Genomic DNA, 15,164 nt, shown 5'->3' on the forward strand with positions numbered 1-15,164 from the left:
GAAGTCCATCTGGTTCACTCGTAAAAAACTTTGTCAGATAGCGAATCCTTGAATCAGATCAGACAGGAATCCAGCTTGCGGTGCCTGTGGTGTCCCCACGATCATCGCGCGGTCTAGCCCACTGTTGATAGTCTCGCATGCAGTCTCCGGAAGCAGCACACAGGCGTGGCAGGCAGCCTTATTCACGCGCCTCGAACCATTGCCTCCCAGATCTTCTGAACACACAGGATCCGCGGAACACCAGGACGCACGCGAGACGGCCCGGCGTACCATCGGCTCGAACATCTCCGGACGACCGAGGCGGACCAGCCCGCCAAGGCTACCCTCCGAATCGCCTGCAGCCGTATAAATGAGAAAGGCAGCCATGGGCGCCCCCTCATCATTTGAGACAAAAATGCGCTCTTTCAATGAAGCGGAGGAATAACCGCACTCGAAAACCAGCTGATTGATGAGAATGTGGGCAAGAGTGTGAACCAAAAGGTAACGAGCAGCCCATTGCCACATGCAGCGGCTCTGGTGAGGGGGCAGGAGCCACGTCTCATTGGCCATGCGGTCCACAAACTCTTGGTCGAGCCTGTCCTGCAGCCATGCGGAGTTCTTGTCGAGCCAGCCGCCAATCTCTTCCTCGCGCAGTTCGACAAACAACCCTTCGCCGTAATTCTTGATGGCGGGCAGCCACTGGTACTCGGGCTCTGGCGTATGCAGGAAAAGCTGGCGCATAGCTGAAGGAATGTCACCGAGCGGATTTTTCGATCGCACCAGACGCTCGAACCCATAAAACACCCTTGTTTCACGTAATCGTTCCACTAGGTTGACCGCACTCAGCCACGACGTGAACGCTGGGGGAATCCGGCTGGGCATGACACGCAGCTCACTACTCTTGCCCGGACCGACCTCCTGCCGGATGACATTGTACTCGGCCCGCCTGAACGCAAGACTCTTCGAATCCTCCATCATTGGCTGGGAAGTAGTCGAAGACGCTTTGTCCCCACGGCCGAGTGCTTCGAAGGCCTTCATGATGGAGTCGTCATCGGGCAGCGTGGTGTAATGAGGTTGCAGAATGGCCCGAAGCTTCTGCAAGGCATCGCTGCGCAGGCCTATCTTGAGGAAGACTTTTACGCCTGACAGGTCCAGATCCTGCTGCCCCAGTATCTCCTGCATGTCGACAATTTCCCRCTCACTGGCAAGATCAGGCAGATAGATTGAGGAAATGGTCTTACCAAAGTAGATATTTGACTGGTTGATCAGCACAGCCACCGGGTGTTCGTCACAAGCTTCCGTCGCCCTCCCAAGCCACGGGCGCTCGCCACCACAATCAATGCCTGCTCTCGCAAGACCCGAAGCAGTAATCTTGTCAGTTGCAGTATCGCGTTCCATGAACATAGCGCCACCCAGCGTTTGTGATTTCTTGCAGGTCTGACAGGTGACTTTCAGAGACCGGAGATCAGGGCCGCCGGAGTCATTCAGGACCAAGCCTTCGTCGCTTGGGCAGACACAACCACACCAATGCTTCCAAGGAAAGTCCGCGATGTGGCCATGAGCGCAGACGCTGATGAATCGAACCGGCCTCCACCTGCCTTTGCCCTTTTCCAGCAGTGCCAGCTTCTCTGTGTTCAGGTTGAACCTGCGCAACTTTTTGGTGACGCTATTGACATACCAAGTCGGAAATCGGTGCGTCTGCACCTCCAGATGCGAAAGGTCAGGGTTTTGCTCGTCGACGCAATACTGCGGCGGCTGACGGAAATGCGGGACATCCAGAAGAGCGGAAAGCCTTGGTTCGTCGATGACATGTTTGCGCAAGGCCTCTTCCCCCACCTGCCACTGAACCCGGTCACTCGACTTCTTGTACCAGAAATCCAGTCCGCAGATGATGTTCGGAACGCCGTTCTTGTCGGTATATATGCTCCCAGGACCAAAAGGTGCGATCAGCTGTCCCAGACGAATCTCACTGGCCATGGTCGGTCTGCTCCTCTCCGAAATAGTGACTGCTGATCGCCGTGCGGGCATTGCCGTCAACGTTGCGCATGCTGCTTAGGACTCGTTCCCCGTTTTGCTTCTGCTCTTTCGTGGCGTATTCGCCCGACTGCAGCATCAGATACTCGCCTTCCGTCTTCTGTGGGTATTCCCACCACTGCTGCGGATTGCCACGCCACTTCTTACGCAGCCTGTCAAAAACCGTCTTCATAGCCGTACATACACGGTCCGCTTCATCAGGCTGTTTTTCCATAATGACCTTACAGCGTTTAAGGAGCAGGCCAAGCGCCACCTGGAGATGGGAGTCATAGCTGCCGAATGCTTCCCCGGGCGATTCGGCGTCATGACACTGCCGGGCCCAGACGAGCAGAACCCCGGCGAGGGCACGCTCCACCGCCTCGACCGAATAAGGGGTTGCCGATGTCGGCTCGACACGCTCGTACAATCGCCGGTGGTAACTATGAAACTGCTCGAAATGCGAGCGGTCGCGGCTCTTGGCCGGGTTGTACATGCTCAGGATCAACCCCGGCCGATCCTCCCGCCGCCCGACACGGCCCGTAACCTGAATGTACTGCGCGGTCGACTTCGGCTGGCCGACGACGGCCATCAGAGCCAGCCTGTCGATGTCGACCCCTACCTCGATAATGTTGGAAGCCAGGCAGGCGTCGATGGAGCCCTTTTCGTTCCAGTCCAGTGCCAGCCTGTCCATCAACTGCACCAGTTCCGCCTGACCACGACGGCTAGTCAGCTCCTCGACCGTATTGAGATAGCGTTGCTCGCTTCCCTTGAAGCCATAGCGGAGCGAGTAGTCCTTCAGGCGCGACGCAATGTCCGAGTCGAACAGTGTCCGGGCACCACCGAGTTCACGAAGGCTGTTATAGAACGCCAGCAAKGTCCACCACGCATCCTTGTCGATGTCATCGAACATCCAGGCCCTGAACAGCGCCGCCGAGAACGTCCGGACCTGAGTGGTCAGGAAAGACCGGTAACCGCTGGCATGAATACCGAGGTACAGGCGCCCTTCGGCAAGCCGGTCGCCCTCCTTCGCGTAACAGCCGAAAAACGAATCGCCCATATGCAGTCCGGGGCTGGGAAACAGCTGCAGCCCTTCGCGGGCATAAACGGCCCGCACCTGCTCCGTCGCGCCACGGATGGTGGCCGTTGACGCAATGATCTTGGGCCGGATTAGACCTGTACGGTCCTCCGCGCTGCAAAACCTTTCGATCACGCCTTCATACAGTCCGTAGATCGTGCCCAGCGGACCCGAGATCAGGTGGAATTCATCCTGGATGATCAGGCCAGGCGGTTGGCTGATACGCGTGACTGCACCGGCGGTCCCATGATGGAAACCGAACAGCGCGCCGGCTTTCGGTTTCCATGCAATCATTGCGAACTTATCCGCCGTGCCGATGAACATGGAGGGCGGAGTCTCGTAGAAGGACTGGTCGATCACTTCGACGGGAAGACTGTCGTGCTCGCCACCATACGAGCAGCGGGTGTCGGAGCACTTGAGATAAGGGCGCTTATTGGACTCGGCCAGTCCGGCAAGGTTGTTCTCGTTGCGACTTGCATAGCGGGCGGGCCGATCAGACTTCAAGCGCCCGATCGTGCTGCGGCACCAAGGGCATTCTGTGAGCACCAACGGATTCCCCTCCACCTCACCCCGGCTGTACTCCCTGATCTTGGCACGGGCGCCATCCCAGGTGTTCGGCGAGCCATCGCCTCCAATCCACAACCCCAGCGAGAAGCGCCTTTCCCCGAGCTTGAGCCGCGCGCTTTCAGCACGCAGGCGCACACGGATCTGCTCCATGGCGCAAATCAGACTGGCCGCCCGCTGGAACTGCTGCGTGGTCAGCATGCGCAGGGTATAGCGCATGAAAACATTGGTGCCATCGCGGCGCAGTGTATCCTCGGGGCGTGCAATCAGGCGCTGGTGGAACATGTAGAAGGCGGCAACCGCGAGATAGGCCTCTGTCTTGCCACCTCCGGTGGGAAACCAGATCAGGTCGACGATTTCTCGGTCGTCAGAATACCCGTCGACAAGCCCGGCGATGCTCATCAGCAGGAAGGCCGCCTGGAATGCGCGCCAGCGTCCGACATTGGGCCTTTCCGTACCTGCGGCCCAAACATCCCAAGCGGTGCGCGGCTTGCCTGGCGGCAGTTCCTCGGCCGCGACGTAACCTTCAAGACGGCTGAGGGGGCGACGCTCGATCTGCTTGGACGCGATCTGCTGCAGCAGCATGCCCTGATTCGCCAACCGGAACGCTTCCAGCGCAGTTTCATCCTTCTGCAGGATGGCAATCCCACGCCGGATACGCGTCAGACACTTCCGGCAGTCATCAAGATGGCGCTCGGCTACATCCTGATAATGTGCATTCAGCCCTGCGCGCTCCTGTTCCCTTGCCGCAATCCACGCCGCGTACTCGTCTACGAGATGGGTGAGTGTCTGCCAGCCCGCCCCGCCCTCAGCGAAGGAAGGCAACCCGGCGAGTTCGCGCATCGACAGGGTGATCAACTGGCCATCGAGGCCCCTGATGTCGGGCGTCATGCTAGGGAGTTCCACGGCCGGCATCACATCCGCGAAAATCACTTCCGGCGTGTCGCCATCCACCCCCTCCCAGCCAGCCGCACAGCCATGTCCGATCGCCCAGGTGGCCGCATCGCGGTAGAGTAGCGCGAGGGTCTGCTCATCCTCATCGAACTGCTCGAACGGCCTGACGCCTTCGGGGTAGCGGCTGAATCTCGCACCGCCCTGGACGCGCACTTCGAAATACGCTTGGAAGAGCACACTGCGGATGCGCTCATGCTGCGTATTCAGGAGGTTTGCATCCTGCAGGTTCCGCAGTACACAGGTAATGACCCACTTGCCATGCATGCGCCGGGGAAACAGCTGGATCTGCAGGGTCAGTCCACGCGGCAGGTCCAGCTTTCTGAATACAGGAACGCCATGCTGCAACTCGGCGAGCACAAACCGCTCGCTCGTTTCCATGGTGGTCGCCGGAACACGCCGCCAAGCATCGTAACGCTGCTCACAGCCTCCTTCCGGGCGAACGATCTTGGTGCATTGCTCGTAACAGCCATTGATCTGGAACGGTGTCGCATCCGGCAGCTGCCAGAAGAATCTTTTCTGAGGAGGCAGCGCCACCACAATGTCGCCCGGCGCTTCCTCAAGACAAAAACTGATGCCCATGACCGAGGGTTGAAACATGTCAGCGCTGGCGACTTCGAAATCGTCATCCTCCCCCACTGGCGTAGTATCGAAGCTTTTGGCTCCTGCTTCCGGCAACACCCGCCCCTCTGATTCGGAAACAACCGCCTGTGCGGTTTCAACCGCTGCATCGCTGGTAGATTCTTCCGCACCTTGCGAAGCATTCGCGGGTTCGTCGATTACCGTCCCGCGCACATAGTTGCGCGGGTGCAACAGTCCCGCGCCATAACGCTGCAGCGGCGTTTCGCCGCGGTAGTGCACGATTTCCTGCTGGATTCCAATGCCCTCAGGGGGCCAGTACAGCGTCCCGCCGAAATCCGCCGGTGCCTGAAAACAGCCTTGTGCATCGAGGACCACTGTGGCGCCAGGGCGAACAGTATCCAAAGGTCGCGCAGGTCCCACCAGTTCACCGCGCAGAAATTCGATCTCGGCAGAACGTTCCCTATTCATTATCCTTCCCCGCAAAGGCCACCCATTCGACCAACTGTGACTTACCTGAAGCGTGACAGAGGATGTAAAGCCGCTCTATCGCACGGGTAATGCCTGTGTAAAAACGATGGCGGTTGAATCCGCTGTCGGACGGCATCACGTCGGCAATAATGATGACCTTGTTCTCAAGGCCCTTGTAAGCAGAAACAGTGGACCACCGGATCCCCTTGGCTTCGAACTGCGCCGCGGAAACAAAGCGTCGTTGAGACTGTTCCCACAGCAGAGGCAGCACCGATTTTTGTTCTGCACCGAAACTCAGCACCGTTATCTCCTCATCGCGGAAACCACTGTCCAGGGCCAAGTCAATGCACTCGCTAATTTTACGGACCTGATCCTTCGCGTCTTCGTACATGGTCAGATCCCACGTCTGCAGGCCACCTCCCTGACGCATATAGCCTGAATACGTGCTCCGGTCAGCCATCGACAGGGTCATTGCAACTTGCCCGATGGACTTGTAGTTCCGACAGTTTTCCGTGAGCAGCCAACGGGCGGCTTGATGCCGCACTTCGACAAGATTCGCCTCGAGTTCGTCAGCTCCTGTTAGCACCTGATTTCGAAAGTCACCCAGCATCAGATAACTGCCACCGATCAGATCTCCGTCGATCAGCAGGCGGACACAGTCCAGAAGGTCGGGCCGCGCGAGAATATCCTGCGCCTCATCAATCACCAGATAGTCAAATCGCGCATCATGAGCGCAAGCTGGATCAGTCAGACGGTCCTGAATCAGCAGCGGAAGCTGCGCCCAGAAATCGGCATCTGGATCATTCGGGGGGGCAATCCCGGTCAACGACATCAATACGCTGAATGCGGAGCCGCCGATCAGATCGGGGTGGTGATCGGCCGCTAACTCACGAGCGGCCCAGTTGCCGATCAACCGGTTGAAACATAGATAACCGACGCGAAGCCCTTGGGCGGCCTTGCGCCGGGCGACCTCAATGCCTATCAGGGATTTTCCTGTCCCTGCTCCCCCTTCCACCAGAACTCGAGGGTTGTTGTCCGTCAACCTGAGAACCGGCCGCTGCTGCTCGCGCAGTAGCTTCTCGAGCTCCGCCTCGCGATGGAGTATTTCGGCAGCTTTTTCGGGTCGGCGCTTGCGGATCGGAAAACAGAAATTGATAAACTCGTCACGATGAAATGCCGACAACAGCACCTTCAGCGGGGAGATCTGTGGATCGGCGCCGATGGCCAGCTGTGCCATACGCTTGAGTGCGTCGCAGAATGCCTCGCCGGTACCGCATCCGGCAAACCGGCGGCGATCCATCACTTCGAACGACTGAATGGAAACATTCACCGGAACGGCGAAGTCCGCTCGCGGGAAAATGCAGCAATGAATGACCGGCACATGCGCAAACGCGAATAGCCGGCCCACTAAACGACGACGAAGCGCGAATCGCGCATCCTGTGCCTGGCGAAATGGCGACTTAGTGACGCTGTCTGGATACCAGCGGCTGCCGTCGAACCCGATTTCACGATGCGATTTTACCTCAACGCAGAGAATACCGACGTCGGGAATCAGAATGACAAAGTCGATCTCGGTGCGACGATAATTGTTGTATGGAGCAAGATCGAGTGAGTGAATCACGATCCAGTCGTGTCCCGAGCTTTCCAGCTTGCGGAACACGTCTATTTCACCTAACGGAGCAGACTCATCGATGAAAACGGGGATCATGTGCATTACAGCGCATCTCCTGATTCACATCGATACTGTTCCGCGACCAGCAGCTTCATCGGCTTACCAAACTCCTCCGGTGGTGCGGCAAAGCCTAGTGCAATGCTGATGACCGGATCAAACCTCACACTACCAGCCAGCCCGCTCTCCGGAGTCAACAAGTGGTGGTAACCCACATCGGGCGAAATCATTTCCCGCAGATGGCCGAGCTCTTTGCGCAACTCCACAATGAGCTGTTCATTGACGATGGCGGACTCCATGACACCGTGCTCGACTGCTGTCGACCGTGAGGCCGCCACTTCGGCCCAAGCCAGACGCCAGCCTGGAACCGTTTGTCCATTGTGGCTCCGTGGAGGGATGAGTTCCGGATCAATCACACAGGTAAGCAGCGCCTGAAAATGATCACGGCGTTGAGGCGCGTGAATCACGCTGCCATTCAGCGACATCCAGCTCTCTGCCGCGCGGTGAAGATGGCGCAGTGAAATGCCAGCATCCCTCATTTTCTGGACACATAAGCCCGACTGTCGTTTGTACAGGTCGGCCAGCGCCTTTTTCCAGACGGCCGCCAGTGGCGCTTTGGCGGCGTCAACACTGATCTCCCCAAAATCCGCATCAGCGTCGTGGATCAGTAGGTAATCGCCCTCTTCCACGTCAATGATATGGCGGTAGGCGATTGCGTCGCAGTCATTACGAAGAGGGGAAAAAATCAGCTGGCTTGTTCCGGGCCGTAGCAGAACCCCGCAATCACTGGGCAATTCCACCAGCACACAGCGATGCATGCCTCGATCGGTGCCCTTGGTCCCGGCAAAGAAAACAATGTCGTCGACTGGCTCCTCCACCGGCAGGGATGCACCTACCCTAGCGCTGTCGGTGACGCTGTGCCTCACGGACCGCATGGTTGTCAGCCAGTTGTGTTCCGGGACCAAAGGATCGGCCGCGAACCCTTCCTCATCTGTCAGCCCTTTCCAGACAAACCTGACCAACCTGCGGTAAACCGGTGAAGTGATCAGTGCCTCCGGTGTTTTTGCCATTCCGTGGGTGCGCAGCGGCCCGAACCTGATCAGCGCATCGACTGGCGGACAGCTGCGATATTCGGCAAGCGAGCAAATGAACGCATGATCTTCAAGCTCGGTCAGCCCCTCGAACAACGCGCGGAAAAGATCACGCTCATTACGGTGGCACCAAATTTTGAGCCGGTCCTGACCAAACGTCTCTGTAAGGTTGCAAAATACCTGCACGAACTCCTTATTCAGCACCGAGTCTTCTTCGTGGTAGCACCTGATTAGATCTTTCAGCGCCATAACTTCGCGCACAGCGGCCTCGCCCCACCTGTGGCGAGTGTGAAGTTCATTGGTCAAACCAAAATCCAAGAGAAGATCGGTGTTCGGTATCAATGGCGATGTCAGCCATTTCATCATCTCCATTCGCAGCGCCAGTGCGGGTTCATTTTGTCGCACATCGCCTTCTGGCGAATATATGGCGTCAAACAGCGCCCGCAAATGACTACGAATCGCAGAAAACAGCTGCGACTCGCACACATGGAGCTCCTGAACTGGAGGGTTGTCTGCCAAGAAACTCATGCGTTCGGTCGTCGAGACGTACGTCATTTAGGTTGCCTTCCGTTGCAGCACGCGCAGCAACATGCCTTCTGGCAGTACGCTAGGCAGACAGTTTTCGGTGTATATATCGATGTAGTAGCGGATGATTCCGTTCAGCCAGTCTCTAAGCTGATCGGTAGCTTCGATAGCGACATCGCGGTTGCAGACACCGATAATGTCGCTGGCGGGAAATAGTCTCTCCGCAGCGAGCAGCGCAGGAACGCCATCGGCAACAACAAGCCAAGCCTCGTGTCCGGAATTATCTGGAGCATGCTCATTTAGAAAGCCAAGACGCTGTATGTACTTCCTTTCCTTGGAATGCAGGGTCAATAGCTCGCCCAGTGGCAGCCGAGAATTATCGGACGCGAAACCCACGGCATAATACTTTTGCATATAGGTTGTGTCGCGGCCGGCGCCCTGCCCGACCAGCACCAGACCGTCATAGGAGCGGCACAGGTTGTCTTCAAGGATCGGCCCGTTGCAACCAGGCAGAGCACTATAAATCGACAGTTCCAGAGCTGATCCGCCGGGACTTATCTGTGGCAACGGAAGATTGTGTAGCTGCCAGCCGAGAGCACTTTCTCGCCTGATGTAACGGCGGCATGGTCCGTTCGGATTGGGAGTGAGTTTTCTACCACGCTTGATAAGCCGCTGGTGCGTGCTGTCCTCGATCACAATTTCATCGGGGCTCTCATTGTCAGAAGCAAACCGCCAGCAGCTATTCTCGACGACATTGCGCACATCCCACGAGGGCAGCCCGGTGGAGTCGCCGCGCCTCAGTGCGGCCATGCGCTCATGGCACCTTCGCAGAAGAAGGTCAAAGTGTGTATCGACATGGTTTGCTGTAGCACGCTCAAGATCGCTCCGCAGTGCGCCCAACGCGACGAGACCAGCTACCTCCGACCCGCACGGCATCGACAACAGCCCGATCCGACGAGTGTCATTGCAGCTCTGGCGCCACCTATAACCCAGACTGAGCACTGCTTCTACCCACGTCGGGGCAGCTTCATGTAACACATCCCCTTCGAAATACCGCATCTGCCGCCCCTGACTTTCTCAAGCATCCTTTAAGGAGCGAGGCGCTCAAATAGTGCCTCCTGCTACTAGCCAACACTCAGCTGCTCATTTACAGGCCGTTCTCAACTGAGACTAAATGAGCCATTCGACACCATTGAATCAATTCGAGGATCCGATGAAGCACGGCTGGCTGCGTGAGGCCAAGGAGAGTGTAGTAAAGAACTGCTGCCAAGCTGGGCTAGTGAGAAATAACCGCAGGGCAATAGAACAACGGAAAAACAGGTCTTCGCTCATTTTTTTGCGCCGACCAACGTCATCCAAGTCGGCAGCGGTGGTAGGCAGGAGTTGAGGCAACCCCCTGGACCAATGAGCTAGTCAGGGGCACAGCGGAAGGATCAATGAAGGGCGCTTCAATCTCACCTCATTATCGAAAAACTGTCTGAAAGTGATGACGTTTTCGTAGCTATCGTAAGCTGATTCTTTAGCTTTCTTTAAAGACTCCGGCACAACCAACGAAATCGAATTCCTATCCATTTCATCAATCGCCTCACCCGACACCCGGTCATCAACCGTAGCGAGAAAAATTGCTCCAAGCGGCTTCTCTAAGGCCAACTGCTTCCATCGTTCGCGCAGGGTTGTCTTCAAGGAAACAATAACCGCATCTCCCTTCATATTGAGCTCCTTGACGTCCGGTAAAACGAAATCCGGGCGCCGGCCACCGAAGACAGCCTGCGCTTCGTGACGAATTCGACCATCCTTGAATAGCCTTGCTACATGATGCTCAAACGAAAGCCCAGCTCTGCTCTTTCTGGTTTGCGCCGCGCTGAGGAATATCGAATCGAGCTCAGAGAATGCCCGAACAAGATTGCCAACAGGATCGCCTCCCCCCTGGAGGAGAATTCGGGCGACTTGAGCTGCACGAAAGCGAAGTTCTGCCTGCTTGTAGATGGAATATTCAATGTCCCTGCTGATACGCATGACCGCGTCACCAGGCTGGGAGAGGGAGAATGGATTCATGTCGCAGAAACCCTTCTCATTAAGCCATTTGCTCTGCGCTTTTCCTGCCAGCATCTCCGGAGATGGAAGAGTCTGCTGCTTAATGAATTGCTCCAAGGTTCCATCCTTGAGCGCCTGCGACAGCTCTGCAATGAGCTGATCCGTTTCGGAAGCAGGCTCAGCAAGCGAAGCAGGATCGAACAGGCCGTAGTGGAAATCGGCATCCAGCTCGAATGCGGTCTCGATAATTTCCGCTTCTTCGCTTACCGAATCGACGACGATGAACCAATATCTGGAACCAAACCTATCTTGTTTGAGTTTTCCGATAACGAGCAGCGAGGCTGGAGAAAGCAACTGGAATTGCTCCTTGGGTATACCCGTGTGCTGCCACTCGTACCTTGGCTTTGCTTTCTCTTTATTGGTTGGATTGCGCATCGAAAAATATTTGATCATCGATGTCTTTATCTCGCCAGAGGCTGGCCAGAACGTTGGATATTCGACATCGTAAATGTGCGGTTTGTCCGGGTTGGAGTTCTTCAGTTTTGGAAAGAAATCAGACTCTGCAACAGGACGAGGGATAAAAAAGCCATTCTGATGCCCATTCTTTGGACTATCTGCCCAAGATGTGTCATTGCGTGACAGTTTTTTGATGAAGAGACTCTCACTTTGATTGATCAAAGTGGAAATATCATTCCATTCCGGATGGAAGCCCATTGTTATTCCTTATTTCTGATATTGGGGACGAGCCTTCACACGAGGAGTCTGTGTAGCCCCTTTCCAGACCAATCGCTCCGAAATCCTAGATCACAAGAAACGTCATCTTGGCAGGTTGCTCATCGGTTTCGATCAGTTCGCTGGCTAGAAAGTCTCTGCCCCATTCGTCAGAGAAAATCGATCAAGCGAATCTCTGCTTCGCGCATCCAATGGGTTCTGGAGAGTTTCACGGACACGGATTTCAACACTGGTGCGCTCTTCGTCTGCGAAGTTGTCGTCGGAAATGCTTGCCCCCGAAATTTCGTTCGGATTTAGCGGACGGAACTGCCAATGAGCCACAATCAACTCTCCCTAGTGTGAAGACCTGCATCCTAGTTCCAACGCATCTTCATCGATCTGGAAATATTCCGATCCATTTATCAGCCAGCTCGCTATCAGGTCAACAAGCAATGGGGACTTTTCTTTTTTCATCGACCGTACAGCACATTCCCACACGATAAGTACCCTCCAGCCCATTGCTTTAAGGGCACCTTCCTGAAGGCTGTCCCGAGCCTTATTTTTTCCGATTTTCTCTAACCAGAACTCAGGACGAGTTTGGGGAACCTTAAAGTACCTGCATGCATGCCCATGCCAAAAACAGCCATGGATGAAGACAAGTGCATGGTATTTCGGTAACACCAGATCAGGCTTACCGGGAAGGTCTTTGACATGTAAACGGAAGCGAAAGCCCCGTGCATGCAGGGCTTTGCGGATTAGAAGTTCAGGCTTGGTGTTTTTACCCTGAATCCCAGCCATCATTCTTGAGCGTGTAGCTAAATCCACTACATCAGTCAAATAACCTCCATAACGGAGCGCTGGGCGCTCCTGAATAAAGGCCGACGCGGCTACCTCATCAGGCTGGAAGGGCGAACTCCAGCTGGGGCTGCCCAGTGTCGGCCATTTTCTCTTTCGCTTTCAGGATACGGTCCTTCATCAATCGAGCTACCGCCTCGAAAACGGGTACGGCAACAGAGTTGCCAAACTGACGATAAGCCTGTGTATCAGAAACCGGAATAATGAAGGAGCTCTCACCAGGCTTATCAAATCCCATCAAGCGTGAACACTCGTGAGGCGTCAATCGACGAGGTCGATTAATCTGGTTCAATTCGCTATTGAAGTCCAGAGTTTCGACAAAGCCTCGGTCAACAAGGATTTCAGAGCCGTCCTTGTGATACCTAGCTGACAGTGTACGCGCCACATCATCAGACCGAGTCAACCCAAAACCGAAGCCATTACCTTTCTCACGATGCTTCGCAGCATAGCGGTACAGGTAATCCCAGAGCTTTGGCGTCAGGATGTATTTACTATCTACTTCTTTATCTAGCAAATCGCCAAACGTCGGTTTTTGCTTCGGAATGAGTTTGCTGATTTCACTCAGGGTGAAGCCTTGGTGAACATTCAAATCGCGGCGGAAGCCCACCAGCACAATCCGCTCACGGTGCTGGGGAAGGAAATGTTTGGCATCGATAACTTTCGGATCTGTCCCCTTCGGGGCATTTACGTCTGCAACCTCATACCCAAGCTCATCAAGCGCTTGGCAGATGATTCTGAATGTGTTGCCTTTGTCATGACTCTTGAGATTTTTCACGTTCTCCAGCAGGAAAGCAGCTGGACGTTTAGCGGCAATGATCCGTGCCACGTCAAAAAAGAGGGTGCCCTGGGTTTCGCACTCAAAGCCGTGTTTACGGCCTAGCGAGTTTTTCTTGGAGACACCAGCTAACGAAAACGGCTGGCAAGGGAAGCCGGCAAGCAATACGTCATGATCCGGGATTTTGCGATCAATGTTCAAATAGGCTTCGTCTTCACTTACCTCTGGTTTGTCGGACAGAGTTACCGAGCGGATATCCAGATTGAAGCTGTGCCGATCAGGATCACAGTAGTGATTCGCCTTGTAGGTTTTAACGGCGTATTTGTTCCACTCGGAAGTGAATAGGCACTCACCACCAATTGCTTCAAATCCCTTTCGAATGCCTCCGATCCCTGCGAACAGATCAATGAATGTAAAAGAAGGTTTATGGTTCAACCGCTTAGGAAGTAGAGACTCCAGATGAGTGTACTCAGCGTGGGTCAGCTTCGGAGACGCTTTACCCTTCACCCAGCGGTTGACCGTTTCGCGACAGTGAGGCGAACCAATCTCACTGAGCTTTTCGGCCAGTTGGCCTTGGTCGTAGATCTCAAGCAGTTTGTACAGAAGTGCCAGGTCTTGAGCCGGATGAGGATCTGGCTGAAATGAATGCGGGCTCGTCTCGTCGGCTTGTGTAAATGCGGTTTCAAAAAGGTTCATGAGCCCTGCTTTCCTCTGGGTCAAATCTGTGACGAATGATCACTATTCTATCCCTTGCGCAGCCAATGTAAATTTATCATTTCGCTAAATCACGAAATGACAGCCACATGGTGGGAACGAAATAAATGTGACCTAGTACACAGGATTAGCTGTATATAAACACAGTATATGCCGACTCGAAATTTTGTCGAGGCAACCGCATCATTAGATTGGTGATGGGGCTAATAGCTCGGTATGGCCTACCCCACTCAGCCCATGACTTGACCCTCCCCCGCATTCCTCCTAACCTCCCGTCTCAGAGCCTAAGAAACTCTACAAACCAGAGCGGTCCTCCGCACCCGACAGTCATGCGGCTTTTTTTCGCCTGCGGTTTCTCTACGTCTGCGAAAAGTCCCGTTATGTCGGGAGTGGGCGAATACAAGACCCGAAAGGGGAATATGTCCGGCCCGTCTCTGGTGGGTTTCTTAGCTCCCGACACCCTTAACGAATGCCCTAAGAAAGCAGCCAGAGGTAAAGGAAATGCCTGACTATCCGACCTTCACGATGAAGGTGCATCGCCGTACCCACAGATCCGACCACGCGCTTCCGTTTCAGGAGGCCCGCCATGCCTGAATCACTCTCCCCTACCGTTTTCACTCGTCACAACGTCCAGCTGCATGCCCTTCTTTTGGAGAACCAGGCTTGGTTCTGCGCACATGATCTCGGACGGCTGATGGGTAAACACCTTGATGAGCGCATGACGCGCAAGCTCGATGCAGACCAGAGGCAAATGATGCTCGTTGACCTCTATGGCTCCGCTAAAGAGAGTTTGATGGTGAGCGAGTCAGGTGTGTATGCGTTGTTGATTTATCACTACTGCCCTGAGAATCGATTTCTGCGAGAGTGGCTGACTCATCAGGTGGTGCCTGCCCTGCGTGATGCGCGGCCGTCGCGAATGGTGGAGCGGCCAACGCTGAGTGTGCTGGACTGGCCTCAAATGTCGCTCGGCATGCTGCACTGGCAGAATGAACCCTGGATTCGGTTGCGAGATATGCCGTGCGTGTTGGCGGATGATCCTTTCAATCGGCGTGAATCGTGGTGGCGGAAGGCTTCACGAGTGATGCGTGGGTACTGATTGTTCACCCTTACAAAAATCCGCTGCCTGAATTACAGGCAGCGGATTTTTTGTTCTGAGTG

General features: G+C 55.2%; 9 protein-coding genes. 1 reads left to right on the plus strand and 8 read right to left on the minus strand.

The window, feature by feature from the left end; genetic code table 11:
* Window positions 1-33 precede the first annotated feature (33 nt).
* From drmB to dcm, 8 genes are all read right to left on the minus strand, one after another.
* Entirely contained in the window at window positions 34-1,956 is a 1,923-nt protein-coding gene (gene drmB, locus AC1DRN_RS13930) for a DrmB family protein (RefSeq protein ID WP_477786731.1), read from the minus strand.
* Window positions 1,946-5,632, minus strand: coding sequence for a helicase-related protein (locus AC1DRN_RS13935; protein ID WP_457266317.1), 3,687 nt, complete (start codon window positions 5,630-5,632; stop codon window positions 1,946-1,948). Before AC1DRN_RS13935 ends, drmB begins: the two co-directional genes overlap by 11 nt.
* The gene (locus AC1DRN_RS13940) at window positions 5,625-7,346 is read right to left on the minus strand and encodes a nuclease-related domain-containing DEAD/DEAH box helicase (RefSeq protein ID WP_457266318.1); all 1,722 of its coding nucleotides are present in this window, start codon (window positions 7,344-7,346) and stop codon (window positions 5,625-5,627) included. Before AC1DRN_RS13940 ends, AC1DRN_RS13935 begins: the two co-directional genes overlap by 8 nt.
* On the minus strand, window positions 7,346-8,947 hold the full coding sequence (locus tag AC1DRN_RS13945) for a hypothetical protein (RefSeq protein WP_457266319.1): 1,602 nt from the start codon (window positions 8,945-8,947) through the stop codon (window positions 7,346-7,348). The genes AC1DRN_RS13940 and AC1DRN_RS13945 overlap by 1 nt, the downstream gene beginning before the upstream one ends.
* Window positions 8,948-9,727 (minus strand): hypothetical protein, encoded by a 780-nt coding sequence (locus AC1DRN_RS13950; RefSeq protein WP_457266320.1) that lies wholly within the window; start codon window positions 9,725-9,727, stop codon window positions 8,948-8,950.
* A 603-nt stretch (window positions 9,728-10,330) separates the two neighbouring features.
* On the minus strand, window positions 10,331-11,665 hold the full coding sequence (locus AC1DRN_RS13955; RefSeq protein ID WP_457266321.1) for a type II restriction endonuclease: 1,335 nt from the start codon (window positions 11,663-11,665) through the stop codon (window positions 10,331-10,333).
* Between the two features lie 351 nt (window positions 11,666-12,016).
* On the minus strand, window positions 12,017-12,499 hold the full coding sequence (locus AC1DRN_RS13960) for a very short patch repair endonuclease (RefSeq protein WP_409078356.1): 483 nt from the start codon (window positions 12,497-12,499) through the stop codon (window positions 12,017-12,019).
* 58 nt (window positions 12,500-12,557) lie between these two features.
* Window positions 12,558-13,988 (minus strand): DNA (cytosine-5-)-methyltransferase, encoded by a 1,431-nt coding sequence (gene dcm, locus AC1DRN_RS13965; protein ID WP_457266322.1) that lies wholly within the window; start codon window positions 13,986-13,988, stop codon window positions 12,558-12,560.
* Between the two features lie 604 nt (window positions 13,989-14,592).
* On the opposite strand from dcm, the gene AC1DRN_RS13970 reads away from it, so the two are divergent.
* The gene (locus AC1DRN_RS13970) at window positions 14,593-15,102 is read left to right on the plus strand and encodes a BRO-N domain-containing protein (RefSeq protein ID WP_457266323.1); all 510 of its coding nucleotides are present in this window, start codon (window positions 14,593-14,595) and stop codon (window positions 15,100-15,102) included.
* The last annotated feature ends 62 nt before the right edge of the window (window positions 15,103-15,164 follow it).

Source organism: Pseudomonas sp. P5_B3, assembly GCF_056400405.1.